The organism is Arenivirga flava (assembly GCF_030161575.1).
Lineage (GTDB): Bacteria > Actinomycetota > Actinomycetes > Actinomycetales > Microbacteriaceae > Arenivirga > Arenivirga flava.
In genome coordinates this window covers 194,043-211,076 of record NZ_BSUL01000001.1, presented here as the reverse complement: position 1 = coordinate 211,076, position 17,034 = coordinate 194,043, and the positions used below count along the sequence as shown (strand labels likewise).

Here is a 17,034-nt window from a genome sequence, read left to right as displayed (position 1 = left end):
GCTCGTGGGTTCAGTTGGTGAAGACGCCGGTGACCACCATGACGACGAAGAGCCCGACGACGACGACCGCCGCGACTCCGGCGCCGATGGCGAGTGCGGTCGGGAACTGCTGGCTGCCCCGCGGCCTCTGGGCGGCGACGAGGCCGCGGGTCGCGCTGTGCGAGCTGATGGCGCGCGCGGCGAGCACCGGCGTCGAGTCGGTCGAGACCTCCTCGTAGTCGCCCGTCTCGAACAGCCGGTCGACCTCGGAGGTGTCGTAGCGGCGCGGATCGGCGCCGGAGCTGCCGAGCGAGCGCGGCAGCTCCATGGACCCGGTCAGCAGCACCTCGCCGGAGCCGCCGAGCGGGCCGGTGAGGTTGCCGCCCGGTTCCGGGATCGAGGGGAGCACCAGGGAGTTCGTGGAGTTCAGCGGGCTGGCGAAACCCATGCCGCGGCCGATCGCGCCGGTGCCGCTCTGCGTGTCGTCCTCGCTCTGCGACTGGCGGCTCCAGTGACCGACGCCGGGACCGACGGGCGGGACGATCGTCTCCGCAGCGGGCGGCACCGGCCGCTCCTCGGAGGGGGCGGCGACGGGCTCGCTGCGACGCCCGAACGGCTGCGGCGCCGTGGTGTGCTGCTGCTCGGCGGGCTGCTCGGGAGCCTGCCACGTGCCACGACGGCGCACGGCCGGCTCCGGTGCGTCGGATGCTGCGGGACTCGTCGGATCGGTCGCCGCTGCGGCCTCACCCGACCCCTGCTCCTCGGCCGGCTCATCCGAGCCGGCCTCGGGCGGACCGGGCACGACGGCCGGCGGCGCGGCGATGGGCTCGGGCGTCCGATCGCCGGGCTCTGAGGCCGAGCGCACCTCGGGCAGTGCGGCCGGCGGCGCCCACTCGGGTGCCGGCTGCGGGCCTGCCGTCCGGGTCGACGCGTCGGACCAGAACGACGGCGCGGGCCGATCGCCGGGCTCCGCGGCGGATCCGCGCTGGGTCACCGCGGCCCACTGCGAATCGGTGATGGCGACGGACGGCGCCTGCGGCTCGGTTCGCGCCTGCTCCGCCGCACGACGGGCGCGCCGGCTCCCCGGCTCGGCCGCCGAGGCCGCGGTGAACGCCGAGACGACGGGAGGAACGGCAGGCTCGCTCACGGAGGGCTCGGGCGCCCTGGCTGCGGCATCGCGCGACGGGGTCGCCGGAGCGGTGCCCCGCGAGCGCGCATCGCGTCGACGCAGACCGGGCTCGGCAGCGCTCGCCACCGAGGCGGGGCCGGGGGCGGCGGCAGCGCCGTCGACCGATGCACCGGAGGCCCGACGACCCCGGCTGCGCTCGCCCGATCCGTCCACGGCGCTGCCGGGCTGCCCGGCGCTGGCGGGACGCGCCGCTCCGGGCCCGGCTGCCGAGCCGAACGGCGACGTGATCGAGGGCTCCGGCTCGACGGGCGACGCGGCCGAGACGGCGGACGCGGGCAGGGAGCCGTCTCCGTGACGCTCACGTTCACGCGCCTGGCGCCGCGAGAGCGGTGCCTGGTCGTTCCACTGGGTCATACCGGTCTCCGATAGAGGTGGTGCTTCGAGATGTACTGGACGACGCCGTCGGGCACGAGGTACCAGACCGGGTGCCCTCGTTCGACGCGGGCACGGCAGTCCGTCGAGGAGATGGACAGCGCGGGGACTTCGAGCCAGCTTACGTCGGCGCCCTCGAGAGCGGAAACCCGGCTCGGATGCCCTGGGCGACTCACAGCGACGAAGCTCGCCAGCGACCAGAGCTCGTCGGAATCCTTCCAGCCGAGGATCTGCGCCACCGCATCCGCGCCGCTGATGAAGAAGAGCTCGGCATCGGGGCGCTCGGCGTGCAGGTCGCGCAGCGTGTCGATCGTGTAGGTGGGGCCGTCGCGGTCGATGTCGACACGGCTGACCGAGAAGCGCGGGTTGGAGGCGGTCGCGATGACCGTCATGAGATAGCGATGCTCTGCCGGCGATGCGGCCTGCTTGTGCGAGGGCTGGCCGGTGGGCACGAAGACGACCTCGTCGAGGTCGAAGTGCTGCGCGACCTCGCTCGCCGCGACGAGGTGGCCGTGGTGGATGGGGTCGAAGGTGCCGCCCATCACGCCGATGCGCGGCGCCCTGCGAGCGCCGTCGATGCCCTCGACGCGGCCGGTCGGCGCGATCATGCCGTCGGGGCCGGGGTCAGTGACCGTGACCGTGACCGTCGCCGTGGCCGTGGCCGTCGTGGTCGCCGCCGCCCGTCTTGTGGCTGTGGCGGTTCGCGACGTCGCGGTAGCTGTAGGTGACGAGTCCCAGCACCAGCAGGATCCCGGCCATGACCACGCCGAACATCGGGGCGGGCATCCACAGCGGGGCGAGCTCGTGCTCGGCTTCGGCGGCGGCGGCGATCGTCGTGATCAGCGACATGGTGGTGCTCCGTTCGGACTGCGGGGGCTCGGGCCGCCCACCAGTGTAGTCGCGCGGCTGCGCTCAGCCGCGCACCTGCCCCTGCCCGCGCACGATCCACTTGGTGCTGGTTAGCTCGGGCAGTCCCATCGGCCCGCGCGCGTGCAGCTTCTGCGTGGAGATGCCGACCTCGGCGCCGAAACCGAACTCGCCGCCGTCGGTGAAGCGCGTCGACGCGTTCACCATGACGACCGCGGAGTCGACCTCGCGCAGGAAGCGCTCGGCGTTGCCGAGGTCGCCCGTGATGATCGACTCCGTGTGCGCGGTCGAATAGGAGCGGATGTGGGCGATCGCCTCGTCCAAGGAGTCAACCACGCGCACGGAGAGCTCGAGCGCCATGTGCTCCGTGGCGTACTCCTCCTCGGTGACCGGGAGCGCGCCGGGCACGACGCCGATGGCGCGCTCGTCCGCGTGGATGGTGACCTGCGCCTCCCGCAGCGCGGTGAGCACGGGGCCGAGCAGGCGGTCGGCGGCGCCCGCGTGCACCAGCACGGTCTCCACCGCGTTGCAGACGCTGGGGCGCTGCACCTTGGCGTTGCGCACGATGTCGACCGACATGGCCTCGTCGGCGCTCTCGTCGAGGTAGATGTGCACCACGCCCGCGCCGGTCTCGATGACCGGCACGGTGGATTCGCGCACGACCGTCTGGATGAGCTGAGCGCTGCCGCGCGGGATGAGCACGTCGACGAGGCCGCGCGCCCGCATGAGCTCGGTGGCACCCTCGCGGCCGAACTCGTCGATGGTCTGCACGGCATCGGCCGGAAGCCCGGCGGACTCGAGCGCCTCGCGCAGCAGCGCGACGAGGGCGCCGTTGCTGTGGGCCGCGGCGCTGCCGCCGCGCAGCACCACGGCGTTGCCGCTCTTGATCGCGAGCGCGGCGATGTCGATGGTCACGTTCGGTCGCGCCTCGTAGATCGCGCCGATGACGCCGAAGGGCACGCGCACCTGGCTGATCTGCAGGCCGTTCGGCAGGGAGCGCCCGCGCACGACCTCGCCGACGGGGTCGACGAGGCCGACGACGACCTCCACCGCCTCGGCCAGCGCGTCCAGACGCGGCTGGTCGAGGCGCAGCCGATCGAGCAGACCGGCGCCGATGGCGTTCTCGCGGCCGTTCGCCAAGTCGAGCTCGTTGGCCGGCAGGATGCGGTCGGCGCCGGTGCGCACCGCCTCGGCGATGGCACGGAGGGCGGCGTGCTTCTGCTCGGTCGTCGCGGTGGCGAGCGCCGTCGAGGCGTGCTTCGCGGCGGCCAGCTTGTCCTGCAGGGTCGGGGCGGCGGCGCGGTCGGGCATGCGCTCATCCTACGACCGCGTCGGCTGCCGGCACCGGCGCAGCCGTGGCCTCAGCTGCGGGGCGTCGCCTCGAACCAGGTGCCGACCCGCTCGCCCGAGAGCGCCTGGGCGACCTGCGCGGTGGAGGTGAGCAGCACCGCGGTGCCGTCGTCGGCGGCGAGCTTGGCGGCGGCGATCTTGGTGGCCGCGCCGCCCGTGCCGACGCCGGCGGCGCCGATGTCGCCGATCCGCACGCCCGAGAGGTCGTCGTCGGCGGGCACCTCGGCGATGGGGCGGGCGCCCGGCTCGCCGGGAGGCGCGGTGTAGAGCGCGTCGATGTCGCTGAGCAGCACGAGCAGGTCGGCGCGCACGAGCCGGCTCACGAGCGCCGCCAGCCGGTCGTTGTCGCCGAAACGGATCTCGTGGGTCGCGACCGTGTCGTTCTCGTTGACGATGGGCAGGATGCGCAGGCCCAGCAGGCGCTCCATGGCCCGCATCGCGTTGCCGCGCGAGATCGGCTGCTCGAGGTCGCCGGCGGTCAGCAGCACCTGGCCGGCCACGATGCCGTAGCGGTCGAGGCTCTCCTGGTACCGGTAGACGAGCACGTTCTGCCCGACCGCGGCCGCGGCCTGCTGCGTGGCGAGGTCGGTGGGGCGCGCATCCAGCTGCAGGAAGGGGATGCCGGTGGCGATCGCCCCCGAGGAGACCAGGATGACCTCGGCGCCCCGGGCGTGCGCCGCGGCGAGGGCGTCGACGAGCGGAGCGATCTGGCCGGCGTTCGGGCCCGAGATGGAGGACGAGCCGACCTTGACGACGATGCGCCGCGCCGTCGGCACCTCGGCACGCGATCGCAGCATCGCGGACGGCGCCGCCCTGCCGGTGCGCTGCGCCTCGGCACCCTGATCGCTCATCCGCTCCGGTCCCGTCTAGTCGTCCTCGCCGAAGCGGCGCTCCTGGCGCGCGATGCGCAGGTTCTCCGCGTCGGCGTCCGCATCCTCGCGCCACAGACCGGCCTCGCGCTCGGCGCGCAGTTCGGCGCGGGCCGCCTCCTTGGCGTCCATCCGCTCCTGGTAGGCCTCGCGGCGGTCCTTGCTGGTGCGCCGGGTGCGGTCGCCGATGCGGTCGTCCGTGCCGCGCGGGCCGGTGAGCAGCTCGGCGGCGGAGGTGAGCGTCGGCTCCCAGTCGAAGACGATGCCCTCGCCCGGGCCGATCACGACGGTGGAGCCGGCGACCGCACCCGCCTTGAAGAGGTCGTCCTCGACGCCGAGCTTCGCGAGACGGTCGGCGAGGAAGCCGACGGCCTCGTCGTTGGTGAAATCGGTCTGCGCGACCCACCGCTGCGGCTTCTCGCCGAGCACCCGGTAGATGTTGCCGTAGCTGCCGCCCTCGACCACGATGCGGTGGTCCTTCTCGCCGACGCCCTTCGGCCGCAGCACGATGCGCTGCGGGACCGGCGCGGCGGCGCGCTCGGCGCGGTCCTGCTCGACGAGCGCGGAGAGCGCGAAGGCCAGCTCGCGCAGGCCCTCGCGGGCGACGGTCGAGATGAGGAACACGCGGTAGCCGCGGCCCTCGAGGTCGGCCTTGACGAACTCAGCGAGCTCGCGCGCCTCGAGCACGTCGATCTTGTTGAGCGCGACGAGCTGGGGGCGCTCGAGCAGCGGGGTCTGGCCCTCGGGCACCGGATACGCGCCGAGCTCCCCGAGGATCACGTCGAGGTCGCTGAGCGGGTCGCGGCCCGGCTCGAGGGTGGCGCAGTCGAGCACGTGCAGCAGGGCGCTGCAGCGCTCGACGTGGCGCAGGAACTCGAGGCCGAGCCCCTTGCCCTCGCTGGCGCCCTCGATCAGCCCGGGCACGTCGGCGATGGTGAAGCGGCTGGACTCGATGTCGACAACCCCGAGGTTCGGGTGCAGGGTCGTGAAGGGGTAGTCGGCGATCTTCGGCTTCGCGGCGCTCATGGCGGCAACCAGGCTCGACTTGCCGGCGCTCGGGTAGCCCACGAGGGCCACGTCGGCGACGGTCTTGAGCTCGAGGAGGACGTCGCCCTCCCACCCGGGCACGCCGAGCAGCGCGAAGCCTGGGGCCTTGCGCTTGGTGGTGGCGAGGGCCGCGTTGCCCAGGCCGCCCTGACCGCCGGGGGCGATGACGTAGCGGGTTCCGGCCTCGGTGAGGTCGATGAGCTCGTCGCCGTCGCTGCTCTTCACCACGGTGCCCACCGGCACCGAGAGCACGAGCTCCTCGCCGTTGTAGCCGGCGCGGTGGTCGCCCATGCCGGGGCCGCCGTTGTCGCTCGAGCGGTGCGGGGCGCGGTGGTAGTTCAGCAGCGTCGTGACCTGCGGGTCGGCGAGCAGCACGATGTCGCCGCCGTGGCCGCCGTTGCCGCCGTCGGGGCCCGCGAGGGGCTTGAACTTCTCGCGCTTGACCGACACGCAGCCGTGGCCGCCGTGGCCTGCGCGGAGGTGCAGGGTCACCTGGTCGACGAAGGTCGCCATGCTCCGTGCTCCTCTCGTGCTGCCGGTCCGCGTCGGCGGACGGCCGAGCGGATGCGGACGCGCCTCAGCGGGCGGGTCCGGTTCGCGAGAGCTGGTCTCGCGGGAGCGGGCGGATCGGCGCGATCAGCCCGCGGAAACGGCGAAGGCGGGCCGAAGCCCGCCTCCGCTCGCTGCGCTGCGTCTCAGGAAGCAGCGGCGACGATGTTGACGACCTTGCGGCCGCCCTTGCTGCCGAACTCGACCGCGCCGGCGGCGAGGGCGAAGAGGGTGTCGTCGCCACCGCGGCCGACGTTGGCGCCGGGGTGGAAGTGGGTGCCGCGCTGACGGACGAGGATCTCGCCGGCCGAGACGACCTGGCCGCCGAAGCGCTTGACGCCGAGGCGCTGCGCGTTCGAGTCGCGACCGTTGCGGGTGGAGCTTGCGCCCTTCTTGTGTGCCATGTCAGTGCCGCCCTTACTTGATGCCGGTGACCTTGACGCGCGTGAGGTCCGCGCGGAAGCCCTGGCGCTTCTTGTAACCGGTCTTGTTCTTGAACTTCTGGATGACGATCTTCGGGCCGCGGAGGTCGTTCAGGACCTCGGCGGTCACGGTGACCTTCGCGAGCGACGTGGCGTCGCTCGTGATCTTGTCGCCGTCGACGAGGAGCACGGGCGCCAGCGTGATGTTGCCCTGCTCGTCGGACTTGATGCGGTCGATGGTCAGGATCGTGCCGACCTCGACCTTCTCCTGGCGGCCGCCGGCGCGCACGATTGCGTAAACCACGTGAAACCCTTACTCGATAGACAAAGAAGACGTTGGCGTCTTGCGCGAGCTCGGCCCAGCGCACACCAAAGTGAGAGCATACCGGCTGACGCCGGGTCGGTCAATTCTCGTCGCGCGCCAGGCTTCGGATGCCGACGCACCTACCATGATGCCATGACCGTGCTGCTGGATCCGCCGCTCTGGCCCGCGCACGACACGCTCTGGTCGCACCTCGTGAGCGACGCCTCCCTCGAGGAGCTGCACGCCTTCGCCCGTCGGCTCGGCCTGCCGCCGCGCAGCTTCGATCTCGACCACTACGACGTGCCCGCCTCGCGCTACGACGAGCTCGTGGCCGCGGGGGCGTCGCCGGTGACCGCGAACGAGCTGACGCGGCGCCTCATCCGCAGCGGGCTGCGCGTCACCGAGCGCGAGCGGCGCGCGCGGGGGCGCTGACCGCATCCGCTCGACGCCGCTGCGGCAGCGGCGGGCGCCGCCAGCGGAGGCGACGAGCGGCGCTCAGGCGCCGGCGAGCTCCTCAGGCGGCAGCAGGTCGGGCCGCACGCGGCGCGTGCGCTCGAGCTGCTGCTCGCGCCGCCAGGCCGCGATGGCGCCGTGGTTGCCGCTCAGCAGCACCGGCGGCACCTCGTGGCCGCGCCACTCGGCGGGCTTGGTGTAGCTCGGGTACTCGAGCAGGCCGTCCTCGTGGCTCTCCTCGATCAGGCTCTCGGGGTTGCCGACCACGCCCGGCACGAGGCGGCCGATGGCCTCGATCATGGCGAGCGAGGCCACCTCGCCGCCGTTGAGCACGTAGTCGCCGAGGCTCAGCAGCCGCACCCGGCCGCGGCCCTCGGCGTGCTCGACGACCCGGTGGTCGATGCCCTCGTAGCGGCCGCAGGCGAAGACGAGCTGCTGCTCCTGCGCGAGCTCGCGCGCGATCGCCTGGGTGAAGCGCTCCCCCGCCGGCGACGGGAAGATCACGACGGGGTCGGATGCGGAGTCGTCGCCATCGAGGATGGCGTCGAGCGCGAGGCCCCACGGCTCCGGTCGCATGACCATGCCCGCGCCGCCACCGTAGGGCGTGTCGTCGACCGTGCGGTGCCGGTCGGTCGTGAAGTCGCGCAGATCGTGCACGCGGCTGTCGATGAGGCCCTTCTGACGGGCCTTCCCGAGCAGTGAGACGTCGAGCGCCTCGAAGAACGCGGGGAAGATCGTGACGAGGTCGAGCCGCATGGCGTCCAGCCTAGGAGGAGGGCGCGGCGTCGCCCTCGGGAGCGGCGACGTCGTCGTCCGGCAGCTCCTCGAAGAGCCCGGCGGGCGGGGTCACCACGAGCGTGCCCGCGGCGAGGTCGACGCTCGGCACGATCGCCTTGACGAAGGGCACGAGCACCTCCTCGCCCGAGAGGGTCTTGATGCCCAGGAGGTCCTGGGCGGGCAGGTGCACGACCTGCGCGACGACGCCGACCTTCTCACCGTCGCGCAGCGCGGTGAGGCCCACCAGCTGGTGGTCGTACCAGGCGTCGTCCTCGACGGGGAGCTCGGCCGTGGCCTGCTCGACCCAGAGGATCGCCTTGATGAGGCCCTCCGCCGCGGTGCGGTCGTCGACGCCCTCGAAGAAGGCGACCGGGCTCTCGTTGTACCAGCGCAGCTCGCGCAGGGTGATGCTCCTGCCGTGCCACGCGTGCGACGCGGGCACCTGCAGGGAGAAGACCGAGCCCTTCGCGAAGCGGCGCTCGGGCTCGTCGGTGTACAGCTCCACCTTGATGGCGCCCTTGAGGCCGTGGGCCTTCAGGAGTCGCCCCACCCGGAGCTGGGTGCGTGCGGGGTCCGGCGTCTCAGGAATCGGTGTCCACCACGTCCACGCGAACGCGCTTGCCGTCGGCGAGCGCGGAGACGAGCGTGCGGAGCGCCTTGGCCGTGCGGCCGGCGCGGCCGATCACGCGACCGAGGTCCTCGGGGTGCACGCGCACCTCGAGGACCTCGCCGCGGGACGAGCCCTTGGCCACGACATCGACCTCGTCCGGGTGATCCACGATCCCCTTGACCAGGTGTTCGAGAGCGGCTGCGAGCACGGTTCGTCCTTTACTGCTGTTGTTGCCGGGCGCCGAGATTACTCGGCGGCCTCGGTCGACTCGGCCTCGGCGGCGGGCGCCTCGGCGGCCTCCTCCTTGGCGGGAGCCTTCTCGGTCTTGGGCTTGAGCACCGGCTTCTTGGCGCTGTCGGCCTCGAACGGCGCCTTCGGCTCGGCGACCTTGACGGTGCTGACCGCGTCGGCGTCGCCCTTGAACTTGCCCCAGTCGCCCGTGAGCTTGAGGATCGCGGCGACCTGCTCGGTCGGCTGCGCGCCGACGGAGAGCCAGTACTGCGCGCGGTCGGAGTCGACCTCGATGAACGAGGGCTCCTCGGTGGGGTGGTACTTGCCGATCTCCTCGATCACGCGACCATCGCGCTTGGTGCGCGAGTCGGCGACGACGATGCGGTAGTAGGGCGCCCGGATCTTACCGAGGCGCTTGAGGCGGATCTTGACGGCCACAATTGCTCCTGAAATGAGTCGTAGAAGTGCGAACTGCCGGCCGTGCGCGTGGGGGCACACTCGACATGAAGCTCTGAGGGGGAATCCCAGCGGAGGATAGAGGGTCGTCCGTCGGGTTCCAGAGGGTCATTCTGTCAGATTTCCTGCGCGCCGGGAAATCACCGGGCGGCAGCGTGCCAAGATCCGGTGAGGGTGCGAACGGCGGACCCGCGGGAGGGCCGACATGGGCGCGCAGCCGGCGAGCATCGACTTCGCGCGATCGCCGCGCTCCAGCGTCGGCGTCGAGTGGGAGCTCGCGCTGGTCGACCGCGGTTCCGGCGAGCTGGTGCCGCTCGCCGACGACGTGCTCGCCGCCGCGCGGCTCCCCGCCCATCCGAACGGCCCGAACCTGCACCGCGAGTTCCTCACCAACACGGTCGAGCTCGTCTCCGGCGCGCACGAGCGCGTGGGCTCGGCGGTGGCCGACCTCGGGGCCGGCCTCGACGCGGTGCTGGCCGCCTCGCATCCGCTCGGCATCGACCCGATCGGCTCGGGCACGCACCCCTTCAGCCGCTGGGCCGACCAGGAGGTCACGGCCAGGGAGCGTTACGCCACGCTGGTCGACCGGGCGCGCTGGTGGGGGCGCCAGATGACGATCTGGGGCGTGCACGTGCACGTGGGCATCGAGCGGCGCGACAAGGTGCTGCCGATCATGAACGCGCTGCTGACCTACTTCCCGCACCTGCAGGCGCTCAGCGCCTCGAGCCCGTTCTGGGAGGGCGACGACACGGGCTACGCGTCGAACCGCGCGCTCGTCTACCAGCAGCTGCCGACGGCGGGACTGCCCTACCCGCTCGAGGACTGGGCCGCCTACGAGCGGGTCGTCGGCGACCTGCGGCACACCGGGGTGATCGAGCACCACTCCGAGCTGCGCTGGGATCTGCGCCCCTCCCCGGCTGGGGCACCCTCGAGGTGCGCATCTGCGACGGATCGCCGACCCTGCGGGAGGTGGCCGTGCTCACGGCGCTCGTGCAGTGCCTCGTCGAGCACCTCTCCGAGCGGCTCGACCGGGGCGAGCGGCTCGACGTGCTGCCGCCGTGGTTCACCCGCGAGAACAAGTGGCGGGCGGCGCGGTACGGCATGGAGACGATCCTCATCCGCAACGCGGCCGGGGACGAGCGGCTCATGACCGACGACCTCGCTGAGCTGCTCGAGACGCTGCGGCCCATCGCCGATCGCCTCGGCTGCGATGCCGAGCTCGACGACGTGCGCATCATCCTCGAGCGCGGCGCCAGCTACCAGCGGCAGCTGCGGGTCGCCCAGAGCCGCGACGGCGACGCGCGCGCGGTCGTCGGCGCGCTCGCGGCCGAGCTGCGGGCGGGTACGCCCGCCTGACGATGAGACGAGCGGATGCGGTGGGCCCGCATCCGCCCGTCCGTGCACCCGGCGCGCGTGGTCGGCCGCGCCCGTCGGCGCGCCTCGCGCGCATCCGCTCGAACGGACCGGACCGAGCGACCGCTCAGCCGTTGCGCGAGTCGCGCCAGGCGAGCCATCGCTTCACCGGCGCGAGGTCGTAGTCGGGTCCGCTGATGCCGAGGGTGAAGAGCGTCGTGCCCTGCTCGAGCAGCGACTCGGCCTGCGCCTCGGTGCGGTCGCGCAGCTCGTTCGAGAGCTCGATCTCGCCGATGTCGCGCCCGACGGCCTCGCCGTGCTCGCGCAGGATGCCGAGCTTGCGGCCCAGGTCCTCCGGCGGGGTGAAGGAATGCCAGATGTCGGCGTGCTTCGCGACGAGGCGCAGCGTCTTCTTCTCGCCGCCGCCGCCGATGAGGACGGGGATGTCGCGCGTGGGCGGCGGGTTGAGCTTCGGCCAGCGCGCCTCGATGCGCGGCAGCGCCTCGGCGAGCGCGTCCGGGCGGCCGCCGACCGTGCCGAACTCGTAGCCGTACTCGTCGTAGTCGCGCTGGAACCAGCCCGAGCCGGTGCCGAAGATGAAGCGACCGTCGGAGATGTGGTCGATCGTGCGGGCCATGTCGGCCTGCAGATCGGCGCCCCGATAGCTGTTGCAGTTGACGAGGGCGCCGATCTCGACGTCGCTGGTCAGCTCGGCCCACGAGGCCAACTCGGTCCACGACTCGAAGTGCAGGCCGTCGGGCTCGCCCGAGAGCGGGAAGAAGTGGTCCCAGTTGAAGAGCACGTCGACGCCGAGCTGCTCGAGCTCGAGCACCGTCGCTCGGATCTTCGGATAGGTGGCGTGCTGCGGCTGCACCTGGACGCCCAGGCGGATGCGACGAGTGGTCATGCCCCGAGCCTATGGACGCGGCGGAGCCCCGGAAGGGGCGCTCGTTCATCGGACGTTCACGGCCGCGCCGAGCCGCGCTCATCCGCTCCCGGAAGCCTCGGAGGGCGGGTCGACGGCCCGCCGCAGGAACCCCCGAGAGGACGTCATGCCCGCCCGAACCGCTCCCCGATCCCGACCGCTCGCCGCCGCCGCGCTGGCGGGCTGCGCCATCGTCGGCGCGACGCTCGCCGTCGCGCCGGCCTCGGCCGACGAAGCCCCGTCCACCGATCCGATCGGAGCGCTGCCGCTGCTGAGCGACCCGTTCCTGCAGCTGCCCGGCGACGACGAGGTGCATGTCGTGTGGAACACGGCGTTCGAGGGCGACCGCAGCGTCGTGCTGGTCGGCGACGGGGTCGCGGCGCTCGACGAGGCGGGCACCCGTGCCGCGGCGGAGGGCGTGCCGACGCCGGGTGTGCGGGTCGTGACGGCGACCAGCGCCCGGTTCTCGCGGCTCGCCGAGGACCACCAGTCGAACCTGGCCGACCGGCCCGCGGCGGAGGACGGCGTGGTCGCCCGGGAGGTGTGGCGGCACGAGGCCCTGGTCGAGGGCCTCGAGCCGGGCGAGCGCGAGCCCTACCGCGTGGTGTCGATCGACGACGGCGCCCTCGGCGCCTCGGGCACCTTCAGCCTGGCTCCGCTGCCGCGGCCCGGCGACGACCTGCGCGTGCTCCTCACCAGCGACCACCAGGCGATGGCCAACACGCCGGCGAACCTGCAGAAGGCGGCGGAGACCCTCGGGGAGCTCGATGCCGTCTTCCTCGCCGGCGACCTCGTCAACCACCCCGACCGCGCCTCGGAGTGGTTCGACGACAGCCGCGGCAGCGCCTTCTTCGCCGCGCTGCAGGGCAACGGCGGCCGAGCCTCGACCAACGGCGAGCAGTACGTCGGCGGCGAGATCCTGCAGCACGCGCCGCTCTACCCCGCGGTCGGCAACCACGAGGTGCAGGGGCGCGTCGACGGCGCGGCCACGATCGGCGCGAGCTTCAACGCGCCCGTGCCGGTGGAGATCGCCGAGGCCGCCTACGAGGAGGTCGCCGCGAGCGTGAACCCGTCCGGAGACCCGCTGGTGCGGGAGCGGTGGATCGAGGACAACTCGTTCAGCACCACGAGCTACGAGGAGATGTTCACCCTGCCCGACGACGGTCCCGGCGGCGAGACCTACTACGCGACGACGATCGGCGACATCCGCCTCGTCTCGCTCTACTCGACGCGCATCTGGCGCGGCACCGCCGCGAACGCCGACCCGGCGGCGCGCACGGCGCAGAGCCGGTACCAGGAGTCGTCGGCGAGCCTCGGCGATCCGCTCGCCCAGGGCTACGGCGAGCACGTCTTCGAGTCGCTCGAGGTGGGCAGCGAGCAGCACACGTGGCTGCAGGAGGAGCTCGCGGGCGACGCCTACCGCGACGCGCGATTCCGGGTCGTGATCCTGCACGAGGGACCGCAGGGGCTCGGCGACAACGTCATGCCGCAGTTCACGGACCCGGTGCGCGTGGAGGAGCGGGATGCCGACGGCGCCTTGATCGGCGTGCGCTACGAGTACCCGGCCGAGGAGAACATGCTGCTGGAGGACCTCAGCCCACTGCTCGAGGGCGCGGGCACCGACCTCGTGCTGAACGGGCACAGCCACCTGTGGAACCGCTTCCGCTCGGAGCAGGGCGTCAACTACCTCGAGACGTCGAACACCGGCAACAGCTACGGCGCCTACCACCCGCTCAGCGGTCGGAGCCGGCCGCTGCCCGGGGCGCCGTGGGACGACGCCGACTACCTCGCGCAGGGCAACCCCGGCGGACTCGAGCCGATCGTACCGAGCGAGCGGCCGTTCCTCGACGAGACCACCGGGCAGCCGGAGCCCTTCGTGCAGTCGAACGACCTGGCCGTCTTCGCCGTGCTCGACACCGGCGCGAACGAGGTCGTCAGCTACGCGTTCGACGTGCGGACGCCGGGGGTCGCCCCGGCCGTGATCGACCGCTTCGCGCTGGGCCGGGAGGCGGAGGATCCGGATGCGGGCGGGCCGGGCGCCGAGACGCCGGGCACCGACCAGCCGGGCACGGATGCACCGGGCACCGATGCGCCGGACGCCGGCGGGCGGCCGGATGCGGACGCGCCGGCCACCGCGCCGGCCGCGGGCGACGACGGGGCGGCGACGGATCGCGCCGGGCGCCTCGAGGAGACCGGCGTCTCCCCCACCGCAGGCCTCTGGGCCGCCGGGGCCGCGCTGCTCGTCGCCGCGGGCGCGGCGCTGCTCGTCATGCGGCGGCGGCGCGCGGGCTGAGCGGTCCGGGAACGACGGAGGGGCCGGCGATGCCGGCCCCCTCCTCGACGTGCGCTCCGCTCAGCCCTTGCCGCCGAGCATCCGCTGGATCGTCGCCATGTCGTCGGCGCTCGGCTCGGCGCCGCCCCGACCCAGGCCGAAGGACGAGCCGCCGGAGCTCGCGGGCGCGGGGCCCGCGGCGAGCGCCGCGTTCTCGGCGGCCCGCTTCGCGGGGTTGCCCGACTTCGAGCCGGACTTGCCCTTGCCCTTGACCGCCTTGCGGCTGCGACCGCCGGCACCGCCGGGGATCGGGCCCATGCCGGGGATCTGCGGCACGCCGCCCTTGGCGACCGTCTTCATCATCTTGCTGGCCTGCTCGAAGCGCTGCACGAGCTGGTTGACATCGGTGACCGTCATGCCCGAGCCCTTGGCGATGCGCACGCGGCGCGAGCCGTTGAGCAGCTTGGGCGTGCGGCGCTCGGCCGGCGTCATCGACTGGATGATCGCCTCGGTGCGCACGATCTCGCGCTCGTCGAAGTTGTCGAGCTGGTCGCGCATGCCGCGCGCGCCGGGCAGCATGCCGAGCATGCCCTTCAGCGAGCCCATCTTCTTGAGCTGCTGCATCTGCTGCAGGAAGTCGTCGAGGGTGAAGCTGTCGGTCGCGAACTTCTCGGCGACCTTGCGCGCCTCCTCCTCGTCGAAGGCGCCCTGCGCCTGCTCGATGAGGGTGAGGATGTCGCCGAGGTCGAGGATGCGGCTCGCCATGCGGTCGGGGTGGAAGGGCTCGAACTCGGTGAGCTTCTCGCCCGTGGAGGCGAAGATGATCGGCCGGCCCGTGACGCTGGCCACCGAGAGCGCGGCACCGCCTCGTGCGTCGCCGTCGAGCTTGGAGAGCACGACGCCGGTGAAGTCGACGCCCTCCTGGAAGGCGCGCGCCGTGGCGACCGCGTCCTGACCGATCATGGCGTCGATGACGAAGAGCACCTCGTCGGGGTTCACGGCCCTGCGGATGTCGGAGGCCTGCTTCATGAGGTCCGCGTCGACGCCGAGGCGGCCGGCGGTGTCGACGATGACGATGTCGTGCTGCTTCTGCTTCGCGTAGGCGACGCCGTCCTTGGCGACCTTGACGGGGTCGCCGACGCCGTTGCCGGGCTCCGGAGCGAACACGGCGACGCCGGCCTGCTCGGCCACGACCTGCAGCTGGTTGACGGCGTTGGGGCGCTGGAGGTCGCTCGCGACGAGGATCGGCGTGTGGCCCTCGCCCTTGAGGTGCAGCGCGAGCTTGCCCGCGAGCGTGGTCTTGCCCGCGCCCTGGAGGCCGGCGAGCATGATGACCGTGGGCGGGTTCTTGGCGAACTCGAGGCGGCGCTGCTGGCCGCCGAGGATGCCGATGAGCTCCTCGTTGACGATCTGCACGACCTGCTGCGCCGGGTTCAGCGCCCTGTTGACCTCGTCGCCGAGCGCCCGCTCGCGCACCGCGCCGGTGAAGGTCTTGACGACCTCGAGCGCGACGTCCGCGTCGAGCAGCGCCCGCCGGATCTCGCGGACCGTGCCGTCGACGTCGGATGCGGTGAGCTTGCCGCGCGTACGGAGGTTCTTGAACGTATCCGCCAGGCGGTCGCTGAGGGTGCCGAAGGTCGCCATGATCCGAGCAGTCTACCGGCGGGGGCTGCGCCGGGCCGCCGGCCGGTCTAGCGTGACGGCATGACCGGTGCCGCGCTCATCCTGCCCTTCGACGGACGCTCCCCCGAGATCGATCCCGACGCGTGGGCCGCCCCGAACGCGACGCTCATCGGGCGGGTGCGCCTGACGGCCGGCTCGAGCGTCTACTACGGCGCGGTGCTGCGCGGCGACCGCGACGAGATCGTGCTCGGCGAGGGCAGCAACCTTCAGGACGGCGTCGTCGTGCACGCCGACCCGGGCAGCCCCGCGGTGATCGGCCGCGGCGTGAGCGTCGGGCACCGCGCGGTGCTGCACGGCTGCACGATCGAGGACGACGTGCTGATCGGCATGAGCGCGACCGTGCTGAACGGCGCGGTGATCGGGACGGGCTCGCTCGTCGCCGCGGGTGCCGTGGTGCTCGAGGGGACCGTCGTGCCGCCGGGCTCGCTCGTCGCGGGCGTGCCGGCGAAGGTGCGCCGCGGGCTGACGGAGGACGAGCTGGAGCACATCCGCCGCAACGCCGCGACCTACCGCGAGCTGACCCGGGCGCACCGCGCGCTGTGAGCCCGCGGACGCCGGCTACGGTCGCGGGTGCATGACCAGGGGCAGCTGGTGCTCGCCGAAGGGACCTCCGGGCATCGGCATCGGCTCCTCGGTCGGGCAGACGGCATCGACGAGCAGCGACGCGTAGCGCCGCCACGCCTCAGGATCCACCGACGCCGACCGGTCCGCGAGGGCACCCACCATCAGGGTGAGCACGGGCACGTCACGGGCGGCGAACCCCTCGCGCACGGCCCCGACGTCCCGCGCTCGGGCGATCACGCGCTCGACGTCCTCGGAGAGCCGCTCGCGCTCCGCTCGGAGCGCCTCGTGGTCGTGGGGGCTGGCGGCGACGACCTCGTTGATGAGCCGGTCGCGCACCCGCAGCGCGATGACCTCGTGCAGGTAGCCGCGCAGCGCCTCGCGAGGATCGTCGACCCGCAGCGCCGCGGCGGCCAGCGCCCGCAGCGCCGTGAACTTGTCGGCGCGCAGCGCGGCGAGCAGCGCCTCCTTGTCGGCGAAGCGCCGGTACACGGTGCCGACCCCGACGCCGGCCTCGCGCGCCACGTCGTTGAGCGTCGCGCCGATCCCCCGATCGGCGAAGACGCGGCGGGCGGTATCGAGGATGAGGGTGCGGTTCCGGGCGGCGTCCGCCCGCAGCGGACGCTCCGCATCGTGATCGGCGGCGCTCGGGTCCATGGGGACGACGGTAGCGAACGACGCCGGGAATAACCGGATACTGCGCATCCGTTTAGGGGTAGGCTCCCTCCGGGCGCTGACGCGTCCCGCGCATCGGCCCTCCGGGCG

18 protein-coding genes and 1 pseudogene are annotated in these 17,034 nt (G+C 73.0%); 4 read left to right on the top strand and 15 right to left on the bottom strand.

Going from position 1 to position 17,034, the window contains the following annotated elements; translation table 11 throughout:
- Nucleotides 1-10: 10 nt before the first annotated feature.
- The 8 genes from QQK26_RS01080 to rplU form a co-directional block, all read right to left on the bottom strand.
- On the bottom strand, nt 11-1,126 hold the full coding sequence (locus tag QQK26_RS01080) for a hypothetical protein (protein ID WP_284229163.1): 1,116 nt from the start codon (nt 1,124-1,126) through the stop codon (nt 11-13).
- Nucleotides 1,127-1,518: 392 nt separating this feature from the next.
- Complete coding sequence (gene nadD / locus QQK26_RS01075) at nt 1,519-2,148, bottom strand: nicotinate-nucleotide adenylyltransferase (RefSeq protein ID WP_284229161.1); 630 nt, start codon at nt 2,146-2,148, stop codon at nt 1,519-1,521.
- Nucleotides 2,149-2,164: 16 nt separating this feature from the next.
- On the bottom strand, nt 2,165-2,389 hold the full coding sequence (locus QQK26_RS01070; protein ID WP_284229159.1) for a hypothetical protein: 225 nt from the start codon (nt 2,387-2,389) through the stop codon (nt 2,165-2,167).
- 63 nt (nt 2,390-2,452) lie between these two features.
- The gene (locus tag QQK26_RS01065; RefSeq protein ID WP_284229157.1) at nt 2,453-3,718 is read right to left on the bottom strand and encodes a glutamate-5-semialdehyde dehydrogenase; all 1,266 of its coding nucleotides are present in this window, start codon (nt 3,716-3,718) and stop codon (nt 2,453-2,455) included.
- A 50-nt stretch (nt 3,719-3,768) separates the two neighbouring features.
- On the bottom strand, nt 3,769-4,554 hold the full coding sequence (gene proB, locus QQK26_RS01060) for a glutamate 5-kinase (protein WP_284234378.1): 786 nt from the start codon (nt 4,552-4,554) through the stop codon (nt 3,769-3,771).
- 69 nt (nt 4,555-4,623) lie between these two features.
- The gene (obgE, locus tag QQK26_RS01055) at nt 4,624-6,186 is read right to left on the bottom strand and encodes a GTPase ObgE (RefSeq protein WP_284229155.1); all 1,563 of its coding nucleotides are present in this window, start codon (nt 6,184-6,186) and stop codon (nt 4,624-4,626) included.
- Between the two features lie 182 nt (nt 6,187-6,368).
- Nucleotides 6,369-6,626 (bottom strand): 50S ribosomal protein L27, encoded by a 258-nt coding sequence (rpmA, locus tag QQK26_RS01050; RefSeq protein ID WP_284229148.1) that lies wholly within the window; start codon nt 6,624-6,626, stop codon nt 6,369-6,371.
- A gap of 13 nt (nt 6,627-6,639) precedes the next feature.
- Nucleotides 6,640-6,948, bottom strand: a complete 309-nt coding sequence (gene rplU, locus QQK26_RS01045; protein ID WP_284229146.1) for a 50S ribosomal protein L21 — start codon at nt 6,946-6,948, stop codon at nt 6,640-6,642.
- A 153-nt stretch (nt 6,949-7,101) separates the two neighbouring features.
- Between rplU and QQK26_RS01040 the strand changes: the two genes are divergently transcribed.
- Nucleotides 7,102-7,380 (top strand): DUF4031 domain-containing protein, encoded by a 279-nt coding sequence (locus tag QQK26_RS01040; RefSeq protein WP_284229145.1) that lies wholly within the window; start codon nt 7,102-7,104, stop codon nt 7,378-7,380.
- Between the two features lie 63 nt (nt 7,381-7,443).
- Here QQK26_RS01040 and trmD read toward each other — a convergent pair whose 3' ends face one another.
- The 4 genes from trmD to rpsP are packed head-to-tail and all read right to left on the bottom strand — an operon-like array spanning nt 7,444 to nt 9,457.
- Nucleotides 7,444-8,157, bottom strand: coding sequence for a tRNA (guanosine(37)-N1)-methyltransferase TrmD (trmD, locus tag QQK26_RS01035; protein WP_284229143.1), 714 nt, complete (start codon nt 8,155-8,157; stop codon nt 7,444-7,446).
- 10 nt (nt 8,158-8,167) lie between these two features.
- Entirely contained in the window at nt 8,168-8,767 is a 600-nt protein-coding gene (rimM, locus tag QQK26_RS01030; protein WP_284234376.1) for a ribosome maturation factor RimM, read from the bottom strand.
- The gene (locus QQK26_RS01025) at nt 8,760-8,996 is read right to left on the bottom strand and encodes an RNA-binding protein (RefSeq protein ID WP_284229141.1); all 237 of its coding nucleotides are present in this window, start codon (nt 8,994-8,996) and stop codon (nt 8,760-8,762) included. Before QQK26_RS01025 ends, rimM begins: the two co-directional genes overlap by 8 nt.
- A gap of 38 nt (nt 8,997-9,034) precedes the next feature.
- The gene (rpsP, locus tag QQK26_RS01020; RefSeq protein ID WP_284229139.1) at nt 9,035-9,457 is read right to left on the bottom strand and encodes a 30S ribosomal protein S16; all 423 of its coding nucleotides are present in this window, start codon (nt 9,455-9,457) and stop codon (nt 9,035-9,037) included.
- Between the two features lie 223 nt (nt 9,458-9,680).
- Here rpsP and QQK26_RS01015 point away from each other — a divergent pair.
- Nucleotides 9,681-10,831, top strand: a pseudogene (locus tag QQK26_RS01015) (glutamate--cysteine ligase).
- A 124-nt stretch (nt 10,832-10,955) separates the two neighbouring features.
- On the opposite strand, the gene QQK26_RS01010 reads toward QQK26_RS01015, so the two are convergent.
- The gene (locus QQK26_RS01010) at nt 10,956-11,735 is read right to left on the bottom strand and encodes an LLM class F420-dependent oxidoreductase (RefSeq protein WP_284229137.1); all 780 of its coding nucleotides are present in this window, start codon (nt 11,733-11,735) and stop codon (nt 10,956-10,958) included.
- Between the two features lie 145 nt (nt 11,736-11,880).
- On the opposite strand from QQK26_RS01010, the gene QQK26_RS01005 reads away from it, so the two are divergent.
- On the top strand, nt 11,881-14,046 hold the full coding sequence (locus tag QQK26_RS01005) for a metallophosphoesterase family protein (RefSeq protein ID WP_284229135.1): 2,166 nt from the start codon (nt 11,881-11,883) through the stop codon (nt 14,044-14,046).
- Between the two features lie 60 nt (nt 14,047-14,106).
- Here the strand turns inward: QQK26_RS01005 and ffh are convergent, their stop codons facing one another.
- Nucleotides 14,107-15,669, bottom strand: a complete 1,563-nt coding sequence (gene ffh / locus QQK26_RS01000; RefSeq protein WP_284229133.1) for a signal recognition particle protein — start codon at nt 15,667-15,669, stop codon at nt 14,107-14,109.
- Between the two features lie 60 nt (nt 15,670-15,729).
- Between ffh and QQK26_RS00995 the strand changes: the two genes are divergently transcribed.
- Nucleotides 15,730-16,251, top strand: coding sequence for a gamma carbonic anhydrase family protein (locus tag QQK26_RS00995; RefSeq protein WP_284229131.1), 522 nt, complete (start codon nt 15,730-15,732; stop codon nt 16,249-16,251).
- Between the two features lie 15 nt (nt 16,252-16,266).
- Here the strand turns inward: QQK26_RS00995 and QQK26_RS00990 are convergent, their stop codons facing one another.
- Nucleotides 16,267-16,926 carry a TetR/AcrR family transcriptional regulator gene (locus QQK26_RS00990; RefSeq protein ID WP_284229129.1) on the bottom strand — a complete coding sequence of 220 codons (660 nt, stop codon included), beginning with the start codon at nt 16,924-16,926 and terminating at the stop codon, nt 16,267-16,269.
- Between the last annotated feature and the right edge of the window lie 108 nt (nt 16,927-17,034).

Bases quoted from the DNA above. Each gene is read 5' to 3' on its own strand.
- ffh (WP_284229133.1), bottom strand. From the start codon at position 15,669: ATGGCGACCTTCGGCACCCTCAGCGACCGCCTGGCGGATACGTTCAAG.
- nadD (WP_284229161.1), bottom strand. From the start codon at position 2,148: ATGATCGCGCCGACCGGCCGCGTCGAGGGCATCGACGGCGCTCGCAGG.
- QQK26_RS01010 (WP_284229137.1), bottom strand. From the start codon at position 11,735: ATGACCACTCGTCGCATCCGCCTGGGCGTCCAGGTGCAGCCGCAGCAC.
- rpmA (WP_284229148.1), bottom strand. From the start codon at position 6,626: ATGGCACACAAGAAGGGCGCAAGCTCCACCCGCAACGGTCGCGACTCG.
- QQK26_RS01065 (WP_284229157.1), bottom strand. From the start codon at position 3,718: ATGCCCGACCGCGCCGCCGCCCCGACCCTGCAGGACAAGCTGGCCGCC.
- obgE (WP_284229155.1), bottom strand. From the start codon at position 6,186: ATGGCGACCTTCGTCGACCAGGTGACCCTGCACCTCCGCGCAGGCCAC.
- proB (WP_284234378.1), bottom strand. From the start codon at position 4,554: ATGCTGCGATCGCGTGCCGAGGTGCCGACGGCGCGGCGCATCGTCGTC.
- QQK26_RS00995 (WP_284229131.1), top strand. From the start codon at position 15,730: ATGACCGGTGCCGCGCTCATCCTGCCCTTCGACGGACGCTCCCCCGAG.
- QQK26_RS01040 (WP_284229145.1), top strand. From the start codon at position 7,102: ATGACCGTGCTGCTGGATCCGCCGCTCTGGCCCGCGCACGACACGCTC.
- QQK26_RS01070 (WP_284229159.1), bottom strand. From the start codon at position 2,389: ATGTCGCTGATCACGACGATCGCCGCCGCCGCCGAAGCCGAGCACGAG.
- QQK26_RS01005 (WP_284229135.1), top strand. From the start codon at position 11,881: ATGCCCGCCCGAACCGCTCCCCGATCCCGACCGCTCGCCGCCGCCGCG.
- QQK26_RS00990 (WP_284229129.1), bottom strand. From the start codon at position 16,926: ATGGACCCGAGCGCCGCCGATCACGATGCGGAGCGTCCGCTGCGGGCG.
- trmD (WP_284229143.1), bottom strand. From the start codon at position 8,157: ATGCGGCTCGACCTCGTCACGATCTTCCCCGCGTTCTTCGAGGCGCTC.